Source organism: Streptomyces cathayae (assembly GCF_029760955.1).
Taxonomy (GTDB): domain Bacteria; phylum Actinomycetota; class Actinomycetes; order Streptomycetales; family Streptomycetaceae; genus Streptomyces; species Streptomyces cathayae.
Genome location: NZ_CP121682.1, coordinates 115601 through 132887 on the forward strand (window position 1 = coordinate 115601; position 17287 = coordinate 132887).

The 17287-nt window shown below is 73.1% G+C and carries 14 protein-coding genes; 7 read left to right on the top strand and 7 right to left on the bottom strand.

Annotated elements, in window-relative coordinates:
• Positions 1-64 precede the first annotated feature (64 nt).
• Positions 65-472 (top strand): ASCH domain-containing protein, encoded by a 408-nt coding sequence (locus PYS65_RS00585; RefSeq protein ID WP_341483646.1) that lies wholly within the window; start codon positions 65-67, stop codon positions 470-472.
• Positions 473-595: 123 nt separating this feature from the next.
• Here PYS65_RS00585 and PYS65_RS00590 read toward each other — a convergent pair whose 3' ends face one another.
• From PYS65_RS00590 to PYS65_RS00620, 7 genes are all read right to left on the bottom strand, one after another.
• The gene (locus PYS65_RS00590) at positions 596-1180 is read right to left on the bottom strand and encodes a TerD family protein (RefSeq protein ID WP_279331678.1); all 585 of its coding nucleotides are present in this window, start codon (positions 1178-1180) and stop codon (positions 596-598) included.
• 146 nt (positions 1181-1326) lie between these two features.
• The gene (locus PYS65_RS00595; protein ID WP_279331679.1) at positions 1327-1899 is read right to left on the bottom strand and encodes a hypothetical protein; all 573 of its coding nucleotides are present in this window, start codon (positions 1897-1899) and stop codon (positions 1327-1329) included.
• An 80-nt stretch (positions 1900-1979) separates the two neighbouring features.
• Positions 1980-2729 carry an SDR family NAD(P)-dependent oxidoreductase gene (locus PYS65_RS00600; RefSeq protein ID WP_279331680.1) on the bottom strand — a complete coding sequence of 250 codons (750 nt, stop codon included), beginning with the start codon at positions 2727-2729 and terminating at the stop codon, positions 1980-1982.
• A 104-nt stretch (positions 2730-2833) separates the two neighbouring features.
• Positions 2834-3637, bottom strand: coding sequence for an SDR family NAD(P)-dependent oxidoreductase (locus PYS65_RS00605; protein WP_279331681.1), 804 nt, complete (start codon positions 3635-3637; stop codon positions 2834-2836).
• Between the two features lie 79 nt (positions 3638-3716).
• A complete protein-coding gene (locus PYS65_RS00610) occupies positions 3717-5108 on the bottom strand; it encodes an MFS transporter (protein WP_279331682.1) in 1392 nt (463 codons plus the stop codon).
• Positions 5105-5998, bottom strand: coding sequence for a polysaccharide deacetylase family protein (locus tag PYS65_RS00615; RefSeq protein WP_279331683.1), 894 nt, complete (start codon positions 5996-5998; stop codon positions 5105-5107). The genes PYS65_RS00610 and PYS65_RS00615 overlap by 4 nt, the downstream gene beginning before the upstream one ends.
• Before the next feature lie 105 nt (positions 5999-6103).
• Positions 6104-7099 (bottom strand): asparaginase, encoded by a 996-nt coding sequence (locus PYS65_RS00620; RefSeq protein WP_279331684.1) that lies wholly within the window; start codon positions 7097-7099, stop codon positions 6104-6106.
• Positions 7100-7338: 239 nt separating this feature from the next.
• Between PYS65_RS00620 and PYS65_RS00625 the strand changes: the two genes are divergently transcribed.
• The 6 genes from PYS65_RS00625 to PYS65_RS00650 all read left to right on the top strand — a co-directional run bounded on the left by PYS65_RS00625 (position 7339) and on the right by PYS65_RS00650 (position 17282).
• Positions 7339-8451 (top strand): LacI family DNA-binding transcriptional regulator, encoded by a 1113-nt coding sequence (locus PYS65_RS00625; RefSeq protein WP_279331685.1) that lies wholly within the window; start codon positions 7339-7341, stop codon positions 8449-8451.
• Positions 8452-8581: 130 nt separating this feature from the next.
• A complete protein-coding gene (locus tag PYS65_RS00630) occupies positions 8582-8752 on the top strand; it encodes a thiazolylpeptide-type bacteriocin (protein WP_031128743.1) in 171 nt (56 codons plus the stop codon).
• A 530-nt stretch (positions 8753-9282) separates the two neighbouring features.
• Positions 9283-11196, top strand: a complete 1914-nt coding sequence (locus PYS65_RS00635; RefSeq protein WP_279331686.1) for an AfsR/SARP family transcriptional regulator — start codon at positions 9283-9285, stop codon at positions 11194-11196.
• Between the two features lie 151 nt (positions 11197-11347).
• Positions 11348-13621: a TOMM precursor leader peptide-binding protein gene (locus PYS65_RS00640; protein ID WP_279331688.1), complete on the top strand. Its 2274-nt coding sequence runs from the start codon at positions 11348-11350 to the stop codon at positions 13619-13621.
• A complete protein-coding gene (locus PYS65_RS00645) occupies positions 13611-15563 on the top strand; it encodes a TOMM precursor leader peptide-binding protein (protein WP_279331689.1) in 1953 nt (650 codons plus the stop codon). The genes PYS65_RS00640 and PYS65_RS00645 overlap by 11 nt, the downstream gene beginning before the upstream one ends.
• 60 nt (positions 15564-15623) lie before the next feature.
• A complete protein-coding gene (locus PYS65_RS00650) occupies positions 15624-17282 on the top strand; it encodes a nitroreductase family protein (RefSeq protein ID WP_279331691.1) in 1659 nt (552 codons plus the stop codon).
• The last annotated feature ends 5 nt before the right edge of the window (positions 17283-17287 follow it).

A 17287-nucleotide genomic window follows, 5' to 3' on the forward strand; every position in this document is an offset into this window, starting at 1 on the left:
GCCGACGCGGGTGATCGAGTGAGGTGACGCGGCGGTGTGGCCACGTGTCGACGGTATGCGCGCGATGGAACTCGGTACCCCCGGTGACCTGCGGACCGAGCTGAACTCCCTTGTCCTGGGAGGGCGGAAGACCGCCACGACCGGTCTGCTGGCCGAGTACGTCAAGGAGACCGAGGGGCTGGAGTTCGTCGGCGAGCGGCTGGCCCTGGTGGACAACGACGGCCACGCCGTCGCCGCCATCGAGATCACCGGAGTGGAGCTGACCTCCTTCGGCGAGGTCGGCTGGGAACACGCCGCCGCCGAGGGCGAGGGCGACGCCTCCCTGGAGGAGTGGCGCGCAGGGCACCGCCGTTTCTGGGAGCGCGAGGGCACGCCGGTTCAGGACGACACGCCCGTCGTGTGCCTGGCCTTCCGCATCGTCCCCGCCGCCGGCCCGGCCACACCCGGATGCGCGAAGTCCCCGCACCGGTAACACCGGTAAGCCCCCCGGGGGCTCCTCGACGCCCCCCGCCGAGCACGTCCGACACCGACGCGCGTCGCGGCCCGGGTGATCCGCCGAGCCGTGGGTGACGACGAGGCCGCCTCCGGGAACGGGCTACTTGCTGACGGCGAAGCGCATCAGGGCGTGCTCGTCGCCCTGCTTGATCTTGCCCGTCTCATTGATCACTTCGAGCTTCCACGTGCCACCGACCCGGATCGCCTTGGCCACGGCGCAGCCGTTGTCCTGGGTGAGCATGCTCGGCCAGATGTCGGCGACCTGCTGGGAGCTGCCTCCGCTGGCGTCGTAGACCTTGAAGCTGATGTTGCGTGCCTTCTGGAAGGAGCTGCCCTTCTTGTACGCGGCGGCGATGAACACGATCGACGTGATGTGGGACGGGAGCCGGGCGAACTCGACGGTCACGGTCTCGTCGTCCCCGTCCCCGTGCCCGGTCTGGTTGTCGCCGCTGTGCACCATGGAGCCGTTGCCCATGGGGTCGAGCGAGTCGAGGCCGGCGAGGCGCACCGGGTCCCCGCCGTGCATGGCGATGGCGATCAGGTCGAGGTCGGTGCCGGTCTTGTGGCGCAGCTTGCCCAGCAGCCCGCCGCTGCTGCCCGCGGTGGGGTCCCAGGAGGCTCCGATGGACAGGTGGGTCACTCCGTCCAGGTCCGCCGGGCCGTCTTCCTTCGTAAGAGTGATCATGCCTGGGTCATCCTTTGTGAAGAGGGATTACAACCACAGAGTGTGCCTGGTGCCCCGGTGGTTCCCCGCGAGGGGTCCCCAACCGGCGCATATGGCCTCTCTTGACCGCTCTTCGGTGTCCGGCCCGGTCCCGATGCCCGCTTCGGTCACCCCCGGTCGGCCGAGGTGCGCGTCACATCGTGGTGGCCGCGCAGGTGACGGGCCGCGTCGGCCGCGCCGGTCCCGCTGATCAGTACCGCGGTCCCGGGCGCCCGGCCGTCCGGCCCGCTGTCGTCGGGAGGGCTCCCGGGGCCGTGCAGCACCGTCGCCCGTACGGCACCGGACGCGAGGGTGATCCCGAGGACGCGGCCCCCCGCACGGTCGGGCAGGGTGACACGCAGGGAGGCGTCCGGTTCCGCCCGGGCCGTGGCGGCGCACCAGACCGCCGCCGCGGTCAAGTCCCAGCCGCCGGGTAGCTCGACGGAGACGGTGGTGTCCGCACCGCCCAGTGGCCGCCAGCCCTTCGGCCGCGCACCGCGCACCGCCGCCGCCCGCCACAGCGTGTCCAGGTCGGCCGCGTGCACGGTGCGGCCGACCCGGTCGCTGAGCAGATATCCCGCGGACAGCCAGGACCTGACCCGCAGTCCGGACCCGGGATCCAGGAGCTGCCCGGTCCGTGCCGCCCGGTCGGCGAGGACCGACCGGGTGGGCGGGGCCAGGACGTCCTCCCAGCGCGGCACGGAACGGCCACTGCCACAGGCTCCGCACATCGGAACTCACCCGCCTCTCACGAACTCGGAACGCAGAGCACCCGACACACTCACGGCATGACGTCGCCGCTGTTGGGGCCGAGGGTCTGCCCCACGTAGAGGTTGCCGCCCGGATCGCTGGCCAGCAGGACGGCGGTGGGGGCGACCTCCGCCGGGACCCCGAAACGGCCGAGGGGCAGTTCGGCCTGCTTGGACTTCTTCCAGTCCTCGCTGATGCCGTCCACCAGCGGGGTGAACACCGGGCCGGGTGCGATCGCGTTGACCAGCACTCCCTTCGGGCCGACCTCCCTGGCCAGCGCCTTCGTCAGGCCGATGACACCGGCCTTGGCCGCCGAGTAGTGCACCAGGCCCTCGCCGCCCTTGATGCCGAGCTGGCTGGCGATGTTGATGACCCGTCCGCTGCCGCGGGCGACCATGTGCGGCACCGTCCACCGGCAGCACAGGAAGACGCTGCGCAGGTCGACGGCTATCATCTCGTCCCAGGTCTCGACGTCCATCTCGACCAGCGGAACCTCGGTGAGGATGCCCGCGGAGTTGACCAGGACGTCGGGCGCGCCCAGGGCGGTCACACAGGTCTCCACCATCTGCCGGGTCTGCTCCGCGTCGGTCACGTCGACGACCGCGGTGGCCACCTCCGTGCCCTGCGCAGTGAAGCGCTCGCCGAGTGCGGAGAGCCGGTCGGCGTCGCGGTCGGCCAGGAAGAGCCGCGCGCCCTCGGCCGCGTAGGCCTCGGCGATCGCCGAACCGATGCCGCTCGCCGCGCCCGTCACCAGCGCGACCTGTTGTTCGAGGACTCCCATGCCCGTTCACCTTTCTCGCCGCGGCTCTGTCCGCTGCCGCTTTCGTTCACTGCTGTCTGATGTACTGCCGCCCGGCCCGCCGCCGCCCGGCCCGCGTCAGTCGGTCACTCCGGCCAGCGGACCGTGAGACCGCCGTCCACGATCAGTTCCTGACCGGTGATGTACGCGGCGTCGTCGCTGGTGAGGAAGCGGATCGCGCGGGCCACCTCGTCGGCCTCGCCCACCCGGCCCGCGGGGATGCTCCGACCGGCCCGCTCGAGCCCGGCGGGTCCCAGGGAGTTCTTCTCGTCCAGCGACTGCGGGGTCTCGATCAGCCCGGGAATGACGGTGTTGACCCGGATGCCGCGCGGGGCGAGTTCGGTCGCCAGCGACCGGCACAGCCCCAGCACCCCGCTCTTGGCGGCCGCGTAGTGGGCGTGGTCGTCCCAGCCGTACACCCCGCCGGCGATGGAGGAGACCGCGACCATGGAGCCGGGGCCGGTCATCACGGCGGCAGCGGAGCGGAAGGTGCGCAGCACACCGGTCAGGTCGACCGAGAGCATGTCGTTCCAGGCGTCGTCGTCGAGGTCCGCCAGGGCGGCCCGGCGCAGCACGCCGGCCCCGGCCACCGCGATGTCCAGCCGCCCGTACGTCTCGACGGCGGCTCGGGCGAGGGCGTCGACCTGCCCGCTGTCGCGGACGTCGACGGCGACGGCGGTGCAGCGGCCGCCGGCGGCCTCGACCAGCCGGACGGTCTCGTCGGCGCTGTGCGGATCCTTGGGGTAGAAACCGACGACGCTGTGGGCCCCGGCGCGGGCGTACGCCACGGCCAGGGCTCGGCCGATGCCGCTCGCGCCGCCGGTGATGACGGCGACCTTGCCGGCCAGCCCGTCGTCGCGGGCCGGTGCGGTGAGCTCGGTGGAGGACATGTCCTGCCTTTCGTGGAGTCCCCGGTGCGTGGCGGGTGCGGGCCACCACGCACCGGGGAGGGAGGGGGAAACGGTCGGCTCAGTGCTCCGCGGCCGCGAGCGCGGGCTCGTCGTCCGTGTCCTGGCTGACCTTGTTGGCACCGAGCATCAGCACACCGGAGAGGAACATCCCCAGGGCGCCCGCGACGAACGCGGCCGTGGTGGCGCTCGCTCCGAAGCCGATGATCGCGCTGAGCAGTGCCGAGCCGGCGACCGCGCCCGCGGGGCCCATCACGTGGGCGGTGTTGGAGCCGATGCCGCGGACCCGGGCCGGGAACGACTCGCCCATGTAGAAGACCATGGCGGAGTACGGGCCGAGGAGGAAGAACAGTCCCAGGGCGTACATCGGGATGACGTACGCGGCGCTGTCCGGTCCGAAGAGCATCGCCGTCATCACGATGCCGCCGATGGTCCAGCCGACGATGATGGTCGTCCGCCGGCCGATCCGGTCACCGAGGTACCCGTGAGTGAGGTAGCCGAGGAAGCCGGCCATGTTGGCCAGGATGAGCACGACCAGCGCGCTGGAGAACGAGACGCCCTTGCCGTCGGTGAGGATGGTGGTGCCCAGCACCGAGAAGACCTGGATGCCCATCCAGTTGAACAGCCACGCTCCGGACAGGCACAGGGTGTGCCGGCGCAGGTCCGGGGCGAAGAGCTGGCGCAGACCGGACTCGTTGTCCCGGCTGATGTCGAGGTCGTACAGCTTCGCCAGTTCGGTCGCGTCGGCGTCGCGTCCCTCCTTGCGCAGTTCCCGCGTCCGCTTGAGGGCGACGAAGGAGGGCGACTCACGGAGCTTGGACCCGGCGACGAGGATGACGACGACCGGGAAGGTGGCGAGGAGGAAGATCCAGCGCCAGCTCATGACCGGCAGCAGTACGGCGGCGAACGCCGCGGCCAGCAGGGCGCCGACCGGCCAGCCGCTCTGCACCAGGCTGAACATGAAGCCGCGGCGCCGGCTCTTGCCGTACATCTCGTTGAGGTAGACGCCGTTGACGACCTCCTCGGAGTAGCCGAGGCCGGAGATGGCCCGGGCTCCGATCAGCGAGGCGGCGCCGCCGACCAGTGCCGTGAGGCCGGAGGAGAGCGCGGCGCCCGCCGTGGTGACGATCAGGCTCGGCTTGCGGCCCCAGCGGTCCAGCATCGGCCCGACCAGCAGGGACACGACGAAGGTGCCGACGGTCACGCCGGTGGCGATCGCCGTGGCCTGTCCGGTGGTCCAGCCGAACGTCTCGGAGATCTTCGGCAGCAGGGTGCCGAAGAGCACGAAGTCGTAGACGGAGAAGACCCAGGCCAGGAAACAGACCACGGTGGTGGTCGTGATGGTGCGCCGGCTGAGCGTCGGGGGGCCCTTGAACAGGACCTCGTCCGAGGGTGCTCCGCTGCGCGGCCATTCGCTCTCGTGGGCTATGTCGGTCTGCTGCACGGTGGTCATCTGCTGTCCTCCTTCTGGCGCGGGTTGCGGGCGGCGAAGTCGTCCGCGATCTGGTCGAAGGTCACCCAGCGGACGCCTTCGTGGGAGTTGATGTGGTCGATCAGCCGCTCCAGCATCAGCAGCACCTGGGGGCGGCCGGCCACGTCGGGGTGGATGGTCATGGTGAAGGCCGCCTGGTCCATCTCCCGGTACACCCAGTCGAACTGGTCGCGCCACATCTCTTCGATGTCACGGGGGTTGACGAAGCCGTGGCTGTTCGGGCTGGCCTTGATGAACATCATCGGAGGCAGGTCGTCGAGGTACCAGTTGGCCGGGATCTCGATGAGGTCGGTCTCCTGGCCGCGCACCAGCGGCTTCATCCAGGTCTCGGCGGGCGCGCTGTAGTCGATCTTCGTCCAGGTGTCGCCGACCCGCACGTAGTACGGCTCGAAGTCGCGGTGCATCAGGGAGTGGTCGTACTTGATGCCCCGCTCGAGCAGCAGCTCGTTGGTGACCGGGCTGAACTCCCACCAGGGCGCCACATAGCCGGTCGGACGGCGGCCGGAGCGGTTCTCGATCAGCTCGATGCAGCGGTCCAGGACCGCGGCCTCCTGCTCACGGTTCATGGCGATCGGGTTCTCGTGGCTGTAGCCGTGCACGCCGATCTCGTGGCCGGCGGCGACACAGGCGTCGAACTCCTCCGGGAAGGTCTCGACGGAGTGGCCGGGCCAGAAGAACGTCTGGGTCAGGCCGCGGCGTCGGAACAGTTCCAGCAGGCGCGGTACGCCGACCTCGCCCGCGAACAGACCGCGGGAGATGTCGTCGGGCGAGTCCTCGCCTCCGTAGGAGCCGAGCCAGCCGCCGACCGCGTCGACGTCCACTCCGAAGCCGACAAGAATTTCCTTGGTCATCGACATCTCCTTTGATGACGTTCTGGGGATGGGGTGGGTGGTTGGGTGAGGGCGTGTCAGTAGGTCGAGGTGGGGCGGGTGCCGGGTGGTGCGGGGCGCTCGGGCTCAGGAGCCGGACGGTGGGTCCTCTCCGGCGAGCCAGGCACGGACCAGTGCTTCGGGCGAACGGCCGGGTACGGCGCTCGCGGCGGCCAGCAGCAGCCGGGCCTGCCAGGGGCTGAGGTCGTCGGCGAACACGGCGCCGGCCCGGTGGAGTTCGGTGCCGCCGCCCGCGTAGAGGGGTGCGACGGGACCGGAGTGCACCCGTGAGCAGATCAGCACCGGGTGGCCCGAGGCCACCGCCTCGGCGACCGCCTCGACCAGTTCCGGCCCGGCGTTGCCCGCGCCGACCGCCGCCACCACGACCCCCGCGGCGCCGGCGTCCAGGGCGGCCCGGACGAACAGTCCGTCCGCGCCGGGATAGACCGGCACCACGTCCACCCGGGGCAGGTCGGGGAGGTCGAGATCGAGGGGGAACCGCGGGCGGGGCCTCGGCTGCGACAGCGGTACCACGCGCCCGTCCACGACGCGGAGCACCGGTCCACGGCCGGGCGCGGTGAAGGCGTGCGCCGACATGGTGTCGCTCTTGCGCACCCCGCGGGCGGGGAAGGCGAAGCCGTCGAAGACCAGCAGCGGGCCCTGCCCCCGGGCCGCTTCGTCGGCGGCCACGGCCAGGGCGTCACCCAGGTTGGCCGGACCGTCCGCGGCTCGGTCGTCGAAGGGGCGCTGGGCACCGGTCAGCACGATCGGCCGCGGGTCGTCGAACGCCAGGTCCAGCAGGAAGGCGGTCTCCTCCATGGTGTCGGTGCCGTGCGTCATCACCACCCCGTCGGCCCCGGCGTGCAGCGCGCCGCGCACCTCACGGACCAGTGTCAGAAGGTCCGCGGTGCCGAAGGCGTAGCTTCCCCGGGTGACCACGTCCCGTGTGCTCACCTCCACGCCGGCCGGCAGCGGACCGACCGACGCGACCAGTTCCTTCGCGAGCACGGTCGCCCGGCGGCCCTCCACCCCGCCCCGGCTCGCGATGGTGCCGCCGGTGGCCACGACCTGGATTCGACGCATGCACCCTCTCTTCGCCGTGTTGCAAACGATTGCGGTGAGGCTACGCAAACGATTGCTCTTTGGTCAATGGTTGTCGGACACTCGTCTGGCCGGGGCGTTCGGGAATGTGCGAGGCTCAGGGACGCCAGGACGGCGAACAGCCGTCCGAACCGAGTGGATGCCGCTTCGGACAGGACCCCACAGGATCCGAGGACGTCCGAGCGGGATTCGAGCAGGATCCGAGAAGAAGGGCAGCGGGAGTGGAGCGTCATGGAGCACGGGCGGGGGCCGGTCCGCGGACCGGTCGTGCCCCGGTCACCCTCGCCCAGATAGCCCGGCAGGCGGGCGTCCACGTCTCCACGGTGTCACGGGCGCTGAGCCAGGACGACAGCGTGCGGGGCGGGGTGGCCAGCGAAACCGCCACTCAGATCCGGGCGCTCGCCGAGGAACTCGGCTACCAGCGGGACCCCACCGGGGCCGCACTGCGCACCGGTCGCTCCCGGATGCTGGGGGTGCTCGTGCCCCGGTTGACCGACATCGTGCTGGCCACCGTCTACGAGGGAATCGACGCGGCCGCGGCGACCGCCGGCTACCACACCGTGGTCGCCAACACCGGCGACGACTGCGAGATGCAACGGCGCCGGGTCGACGCGCTGCTCGCCCGGCGCGTCGACGGCCTGGTGCTCGGGGACGCCCGCTCCGACTCCGACCTCGTGGCCGAATTGGCCAAACGGCGCATTCCTCTGGTGCTGGTGTCCCGCCGACTGCCGGGCAGGGTGTCGGTGACCACCGACGACGTCCGCGGCGGACGGCTGGCCGGCGAGCACCTGCTCGGCCTCGGTCACCGGCGGGCCGCGGTGGTGGCCGGAGAGCCCTACGCCAGCACCGGGGCCGAACGCACCCGGGGCTTCCTCGACGCCTTCGCCGAGGCGGGACTGCCGATACCGGAGAGCCACGTCGTCCACTCCCGCTTCGACGTGCCCGGCGGCCGGGCCGCCGCCGAGCGCCTGCTGAGCCTGCGGCCGATGCCCACCGCGGTCTTCGCGGTCAACGACTTCGCGGCGATCGGCGTGATGGCGGCGGTCCGGGACGCCGACCTGACGGTCGGCCGGGACGTCGCGGTCGTGGGCTACAACGACGTCGCACTGGCGGCGGCTCTCCCGGTGCCCCTGACCTCCGTGCGCTCACCGATGTACCGGATGGGCGAACTGGCGGCGACGACGCTGGTGAACATGCTCGAGGGCAAGCCCGTCCGCTCCCGGCGCCTGCGCCCCACCCTCGTGGCCCGTGCCTCGACCCTCGGCGTCGCGTCCCCGGAGCAGGGCCTGCGCGAAGAGCGGGGAGCGCCCGTGCCGTCCGGCGGCGGCGCGTGACAGCGGGATGCCAGCGGGATGCCAGCGGGAGACATGCCGAACGGTGAGCGGAGGCCGCTGGAATGGTCCCGTACCCACACGGCGGAGGCAGCCGGCCACGGCGGTCCGCCCTGACCCATCAGGAGTCACCATGAACAAGGACCTGAGCACCCTCGCGGACGAGATCCTCGAGCTCGAGGCCGAGACCTTCGAGATCTCCGACTACTCGGACGCCAGCGAGGTCGTGCTGGCCGGCTGCACCAGCACCAGCTCCACCTCGACCTCCAGCTCCACCTGCAGCACCACCTCCTGCTCCGCCTGACACACGTCCGGTGCGGCAGACGCCCGGCCGGTGTCCCTCCCCTCAAGGGGCGGGCTCCGGCCGGGCTTTCGTCGTGCCCGTCCTGGCCGCACGGCCGGACACCTGTGCGGCCAGGACGGCGACGGTCGCCGCGAAACCTCATGGTAGGTAAACCCCTACAACCGCGTGCTCGCTTTGTCGGAAGCGTCCGTTCCGAGCCGACACCGACAGCACCGTTTACCAGCAACAAGGCTGTCTTTAGAGGCATTTGACGATCCCCCAGCGGCAGTAATCCACCTGGGGATCTCTTCAGAACTTCCTCTTGACCGTCGGTCTACGCCAGTAGACACTCACCACTGCCACAAGGCCGATGGACGCCCTGCTCACCGACTTCACATGTGCTCGTGCCCGCTCTCGTCAGAGTGCGGGCAGAGGTTCTGTACCAGTCTCCCTCCCGACCAGGGGCGGACCCGGTGACAGGACACCGCTTCTCGAAGCGGGCCATGGCAGGCCGGTGCGGCAGATCTTCGAAGGTCAACGGGGGAATACTCGTGCGTTTTCAGCTGCTCGGCCCACTCAGCATCACCGACGGTTGCGATGTGGCCGTCCTTCCGCCGGCCAAACCGACGTCACTGCTGGCGGCGCTGCTGGTCCGCCCCGGCGAGGTGGTCCCGACGCAGCGTCTCCGGCAGGCCGTCTGGGGCGACGAGCAGCCGGCGACGGCGAAGGCGGCCCTGCAGAGTTGCGTCCTGCGGTTGCGCCGCCTCTTCGCGAAGTACGACATAGAGGAACAGGCGGTGGTCGCGGTCGCCGGGGGCTACCGTCTCCCGGCCGACGGCGACACCCTGGACCTGCTGCACTTCCGTGGCCTGGTGGCCGAAGCGGCCGGAGCGGGAGAGTCCGAACTCCCCTTGCTGCGCACGGCACTCGACCTGTGGCAAGGGCCGCTTCTCGCCAACGTCCCCTCCGAACTGCTGCACCGCGACGAGGTGCCCCGGCTGGTCGAGGAGCGCCTGCGCGTCCTGGAACGCGTCTGCGAGATCCAGTTGGCCCGGGGACAGTCCCGCGAGGTCCTGGTGGACCTCTGGGAGGCCACGCGCACCCACCCCCAGCACGAAGGTCTCGCCGCCCAGTTGATGCGGGCGCTGTACCGGGCGGGGCGGCAGATCGAGGCGCTGGCCGAGTACCGGAGGATCAGGACGCACCTCCGGGAGGAGCTCGGCGTCGACCCCGGCGCGGAACTGCAGGGCCTGGAACTGGCCATCCTGCGGGGCGACGAACCCCGGGGCCCGGCCCTGGAGGCCGCACCGCTCACCCTCACCCCGCACGCGGCGCCCGCGGTGGCCGACGCCGCGCCCGGCGCTCCTGCGGCCCGGGGGGAGAACACCCCCTCCGGCGGGCCCGTCCTCCCCGGCGACGGCCGTCCGCCCTCCGGGCCGGCGCATCCGCCGGGGCCCAGGCTGCCCCATGTCCCCGGCTTCACCGGCCGCACCCGTGAGACCGCCGACCTGGTGAGCCACCTGAGCGGCGAGGACCGAAGGGACGGGCGGACGGACGCCGACCCGGTGATCGCGGTGATCTCCGGAGGCCCGGGGATGGGCAAGACCGCGCTGGCCCTGCACACCGCGCAGTTGGTGGCGGACCGGTACCCCGCGGGGGGCGTACTGCTGCCGCTGACCAGGCCCGACGGCACGCCGCGGTCCGCCGACGAGGCGGCCGCCGAACTGCGCTCCGCACTCCCCTCCGGCGCTCTTCCCGGATCGTGCCTGGTGATACTCGACGATGTCGTGCACCCCGACCAGGTCCGCGGGCTGCTCGGCATGACGGGCTGCGGCGCCTTCGTCGTCACCAGCCGTATGCGACTGGCCGCCCTGGTCGCCACGCACGGCCCGGCGGTGCTGGAACTGGGCGCCCTGCCGCCGCAGGAGTCCCACGCGCTCCTCGTCGCCGTCCTCGGTCATGAGCGGGTGGCGGCCGAGACCACGGCCGCACACGCCCTCACCGACACGTGCGGGCACGTCCCGCTGGCCCTGCGGATCGTCGCGGCCCGGCTGCTGACCCGGCCGAAGCTGCGCCTGGCGGACCACGCCGCATGGCTGCGGCGGGACCTGCCCGCCCGGCTGGCGCTGCCCGACGACGTCCGGATGTCCGTGCCCCTGACCCTCGACGGCGCCCTGGACCGGCTGCCCGCCCCGGTGGCCGACGCTCACCTGTGCCTGGCACGGCTGGACGGACAGATCACCGCGCCGGCCGCGGCCCGTGCCCTCTCCGTCCCCGAGACCCACGCCGAGGAACTGCTCGAGCGGCTCCTCGACACCGGACTCCTCGACGAGGAACACCCCGGAACGCTCCGCATGAACACCCTGTTCCGCGCCCACGCACTGCACAGGGCCGCCCGGACCGGCGGCATCCCGCAGGCCGCCGTCGCCACGGCCCGGCGCGCCCTTCCGTCCGGGGCCACCTGACGGACCGGGGCCGCGGCCCGGAACGCGGCCCGGCCCGGTGGACCGGGCACCCGAACATCCTCCTCTTCCCGCCTTTCCTCGATTTTCCTTGATCTTCCCTACTTTTCAGACCCGAGTGGCCGTCAGGCCCGACCCGGAGGTGCGACTCCGTATGCCCACGACCCCGTACGAGGAGACCTCGGACACCCGTCCCAGGGTGCGCCGCGACGTGCTGTTCACCGAGACGCCCACCGGCGTGATCTTCCACAACGCCGACGGTGGTTTCCAGCTCAGCTCCCCGTCCGCCTACCGGTTCGCCACCCTCCTCGTCCCGCACCTGGACGGGAGCCGGACCGTGGCGGAGATCTGCGCGGGCTTCAAGGACCAGCAGAAGGCGATGGTGGGCGGCCTGGTCAAGGCGCTCTACGCCCGCGGGTTCGCCCGGCCCGTGCCGGCCCCCGGCGGACCGGGACCGGACGCACCCGTGCAGACGGCGGTCGCCGCGCGCTTCGCGCCGCAGATCGCCTACCTCGACCACTACGCCGACGACGCCGACAGCAGGTTCGCCGCGTTCCGCGGCACCCGGGTCGCCGTGCTCGGCGACGGTCCGGTCGCCCGCTGGTGCGCGCTCTCCCTGATCCGCAACGGCTGCGCCTCCGTCGCCGTGGAGGCCGCGCTGGCCGAAGGCCCCGCCACCGCCGCCGAGTTCGCCGAACTGCGGGCCGAGGCGGCGGAGTTCACCACGCAGGGCAGTCCGGCCGAGGTGACAGTGCTGCCCGAGGCCGAGGCCGGGGCCGACACCGGTTCGGCGGGCGGCTGGACGGCGTACGAGGGGTACGACGTGGTGGTCGCCGCCTGCGGCCGCGACGCGTTCCGGACCTCGATCGCCCTGCTCGGCCACGGCGTTCCGGACGGCCGCCTCCTGCTGCCCGCCTGGACCTTCGGCGAGCGGGCGGTGGTCGGACCGGTCAGCGGCCCGGACTCCGACGGCTGTCTGGCCTGCGCGGCGCTGCGCCTCGGCGCGACGGGGGACGCGGCGGTCACGGCCGGCCTCTGGAGCGGTCTGGCCCTGGGGGGTCCCCCCGGCCCCGGACCGCGCGGTCCGCTCGCCGCGATGCTCGGCAACCTGCTCGGCTACGAGGTGTTCCGGCTGGTCACCAAGGCGCTGCCGGCCGAGACCCGGGGCCAGGTGCTGCTCCAGGACATGGCCTCGTTCGATGTCCTGGCGGAGCGGCTGCTGCCCCATCCGCGGTGCCCGTTCTGCCGGACCCGGCCCAGTGCTCCCGAGCCCGTCGACCTGACCGCGGCCCCCGAACGGCCCGCCTTCGAGCCGGTCGTCGCCGCCGCCCCGGACGACGACGCGACCGAGGGGCCGCTCGCCGAGCTCGACCGCCGCTCGCTCGCGCTCCGTCCGTCCGTCGGGGTCTTCACCCGGTACGCGGACGAGCCGGTCACCCAGACCCCGCTGAAGGTCGGCGCCGTCGAGGTCCCTCTGGGCGCCGCCGGGACCCGGACCGTCGTCGCGTTCGACGTCCAGCACACCGCGGGCGCCCGTCTGCGGGCCCTCGACGCCGCCGCCGAGGTCTACGCCGAGCACGTGGTGCCCGCCTCCCCCGCCCCGGACGACACCTCCGGCGCCGACGCGCTGCCGAGGGTGAGCCCGGACGCGCTGACCACGGCCACCGGCGCCGGGGGTGATCCGGTCGCCTCCTGGACCCCGGCCGTGTCGCTGCTGACCAAGGAACGGACGCTGGTGCCGGCCGGCGCGGTGCGGCCCTTCGGGCCGGACAACCAGGACCGTCGGTTCGAGCCGTCCCGTGCCGGGGCCGGCGCGGGCGACGGCCTGCCGGCGGCCGCGGCGGCCGGCCTGCTGTCCGCGCTCGCCCACGACGCGCTGCGGCGAGCCGTGCGCGGGGCCGGGCGGACCGCGGTGATCCCCCGGGCCGTGTTCGCCGACGACGTGGAGGCGACCTTCCTGCTGCGTTCCGCCGGGCACCTGGGGCTGGACGTCGAACTCCTCGACCTCGGGGAGGCGGACCGCACCGGGGTCTCCGTCGTGCTGGCCAGAAGCCGGCCGGCGGAGGGGGGCGGAGCGGGCCGCTGGACCACCGGCTCCGCCCTGGACCGGACGGCCGCGGCCACCGACGCGCTGCGCGACCTGCTCGGCACCGTCCAGCTCGCCGCGGAGGGGGTGCTGGGCGCGCCCGACACCGGTGACCCGCTGCTGGCCGACCTCGACGCGGCCCTGATCCCGGTCACGGCCGAGGACGGCGCGGCCGGGCCGGACGCCGGCCCGGCCCCGGTGACCTGGACGGAGGTCCTGGAGCGGCTGGACGCCGCCGGACGTGACGCCCTCGTCGTGCCCACGCACGCGGCCGACCTGCCCGCCGCCGGGATCCACACCGTCCGGGTCCTGCTCACCGAGGCGGCCGCCGATGACCGCTGACCTCGCCGAAGCCACCGTCGGCGGGACCGAGGAGCCGCGGCACCGGGCGTGCCGTCTCTTCGCGGAGGAACTCCGCAGCGCCCTGGCGGAGTTGCCGTTCGAGCCGGGCCGTCCCGTCCCCGAGGTCACGGTCTCCTCCCTCGGAGTGCGGGACGCCTTCACCTCGCCCGCCCCCGACGGCGCACCGCGCACCGCGCTCCCCGTGCACCTGTACGGCCGGCATGTGCTGGTCGGCCCCCGGCCCGTGGCAGGAAGGGCCGGCTGCGGCGCGTGTCTGCGGCGCCGTTGGCAGGGGGTGCGCTCGGTCGGTCTGCGGGAGGGCCTCGAACTGCGGGGCGGCACCCGGGAGGTGGGGCCGTGGCCCTACTCGGTGCCGTTCGCCGTGCAGGCCGTCGCCGCGCTGATCGCCCGGCTCGGCGCCGCCCCCCTCGACGAGGGGCGGCCGTTCCCCGACGTGTGGCTGGTGGACCTGGAGCACCTGACGGTTCGTCACCATCCGCTGGTGCCCGAGCCGGACTGCCCCGACTGCGGCACACCGGAGCCGGTGACCGCCGGGACGGCCGCCCTCGCCCTGCGGCCCGCGCCCAAGTACCGGCCGGGCGTCAGCCGGGTCCGGCCGGTGGACGCGTACGGCCTCCAGGTGGACGCGTTCGCCAACCCCCACTGGGGCGCCGTCGGACCGTCGGTGGTGTGTGACGTCACCTCGCCGACCACCTCCGCCACCGTGGGCTGCTTCTCCAGCCGCTCCGGCGACTACCTGCGGGAGACGTTCTGGGGCGGTCACGCCGACACCTACCACGCCAGCACCCGCATCGGTGTGCTGGAGGGCCTGGAGCGCCACGCCGGGATGCGCGCCCGGGGCCGCTCCCTCACCCTGACCGCTGCCCTGGACGATCTCGGGCCGGCCGCCGTCGACCCACGCGAGACCGGCCTGTACACGGACGACTTCCACCGGGCGAACCCCTGGGTGCCGCCCTTCACCCCGGACCGGCCGGTCCCCTGGGTGTGGGGCTGGTCGCTGCGGGACGCGCGCCCCCGCCCCGTCCCGGAGATCCTCGCCTACTACCACAAGCCCGGGATCGAGCACCGGTTCGTCCAGGAGAGCTCCAACGGCTGCGCCTCCGGGGGCAGTCTGGAGGAGGCCGTGCTCAGCGGCCTGATGGAGGTCCTGGAACGGGACGCCTTCCTGCTCGCCTGGCACGGCATGCAGCCGCTCCCCGAGATCGACCCGGCGACCAGCGCCGACCCGCGCACCCGGATCATGGTGGACCGCATGGCCATGTACGGGTACCGGGCCAGGTTCTTCGACACCCGGATCACCTTCCCGGTCCCCGTGGTCACCGCGGTCGCCGAGCGGTTCGACGGCGGGCACGCCCGGATGTGCTTCGGGGCCGGAGCCGCCCTCGACCCCGAGGCCGCGCTCGCCGCGGCCCTGTGCGAGATCGCCACCGACTCGGTGCAGCTCCTCCAGCGGTTCCGGCGCGACGAGGCCGGGTACCGCGCCATGGCCGAGGACCACGAGAAGATCACCAGCCTGCACGACCATCCGCTGGTCTACGCGGTACCGGAGATGGGCCGCCACGCCGATTTCCTGCTCCGCCGTCCCTCGCCCCCCGAGCCGTCGGGCGTGGCCGACCTGCGCTGGGCCCGCGCCGACGGCTCGGGGCCGGACGTGCGCGAGGATCTGCTCGCCGCGGTGGACGCCGTGACGTCCGCCGGTTTCGACGTGGTCGTCGTCGACCAGACCGCGCCCGAGCAGCGCGCTCTCGGTCTGCACACCGTGAAGGTGCTGGTGCCCGGCCTGCTCCCGCTCGACTTCGGCTGGACCCGGCAGCGCGCCCGGCACATGCCCCGGATGCGCACGGCGCTGCGCGAGGCGGGCCTGCGCCCCGACGACCTGACCGAGGCCGACCTCAATCCCGGCCCGCACCCGTTCCCATGACCGGCCGCAAGAACACCGAGCACCCCGAGAGCACCGAGGAACTGACGAAAGGGGGATCCCATGGGGTACGCCCATGAGTACGCGCACGCCGTCCTGCACCGCGGCCGCGTCCCGATGGAGCCCACCGACCATGTCGTGAACTGGGACGACGGCCCGCGCAAGGGCAAGTACTACCCGGACGCCGAGGCATTCGCCCTGCCCGGCACCGAGGACCTCGCCGACGTCCCGGTCGCGCCGGGGCTGCTGCCCGGCACCGCCCGGGTCCGGGACGCCGACACCTCGCCCGGGTTCGGCCTCCCGCTGCTGTCGGCGATGCTCCGGGACTCCTACGGGCTGACCGGGCGCCGCCTCGGCATCCAGGCCAACACCGACCTGCCCGGACTGCCGTACTACACCCACGCGAACTGGTCGCGCGGCACCGCGGGCGGCGGCGGGCTCTACCCGGTGAGCATCCACTGGGCGTCCGGCCCCTCCGGCCCCCTCACTCCGGGTCTGCACTACTACGACATCCACCGGCACGCCCTGCAGCGGCTGCTGGCCGGCGACGTCACGGACAGGGTCCGGGGCGCGCTCGGCGCGGACGCGCCCGCCGAGGCCCTCGAGACCGACCAGTACCTGCTGCTCGGCGTCAAGTACTGGCAGAACTCCTTCAAGTACAACAGCTTCTCGTTCCACGTGGTCAGCACCGATGTCGGCACCCTCGTGCAGACCTGGCGGATCTGGGCCGCCGCCCGGGGCCTGCGGATCGCCCCCGTGCTGTGGTTCGACGAGCCCCGGCTGAACGAACTCCTCGGGACGGCGGGCGAGGAGGAGACGGTGTTCGCCGTCGTGCCGCTGCACTGGGACGGGCCGGCGCCCCGCCCGGACGCCTCCCTCCGCCCGGACGCCGCCGCCCGCCCGGCCGTCCCCCGCACGGACCCGCGCCACCGGCCGGCCGTCCGGCACCGGGACGTCGAACGCTCGCGCACCCTGCTGGACTTCACCGCGCTGAGCGAGATGCACACGGCCACCCTGGAGGGCGCCGCCGACCGGCCCGCCCCCGGGGCGCTGGCCGCCGCCGCGGCCCTTCCCCCCGCCGGTACCGACGCCGCCCGCGTGGCTCTGCCCGAGCCGGTCTTCCCGGACACCGGCGTCCGCCGCGCCCTGCGCGACCGCCGTTCCAGCTTCGGCAGGTTCGACGCCCGGCGTCCGGTCGGCATCGGGGACCTGTCGGCGGTGCTCGCCGCCTGTGCCGAAACCCGGCCGGCCGGCGACACCGATCCGTCCGGCGCGGTCCGGCTCGCCAAGCTGTACGCCTTCGTCAACCACGTGGAGGGCGTGGAGCAGGGGGCGTACGCGTACGACCCCGACCGTGACGAGCTGTGCCCGGTCGTCCCGGGCCCCCAGGGCTCCTTCCTCCAGGAGAACTACTTCCTGGCCAACTACAACCTGGAGCAGGCCGGTGCGGTCCTGGTGCCCACCGTGCGCACCACCGCGGTCCTGGACGCCCTCGGCGACCGCGGCTACCGGCTCGCCGTCGGCACCGCCGGAGCCGTCGCACAGAGCTTCTACGTCGCGGCCTCCGCCCTGGGCCTGGGCGCCGGTGTGGCGCTGGGCTTCGACAACGTCTCGTTCGTCGAGCGGCTCGGGCTGGCGGACGGCGACGAGGCCCCGCTGCTCATCATGGCCCTCGGTCACGAGCGGCCCCAGCCCGCCGACTTCCGCCACGAGATCGCCTGACGGCC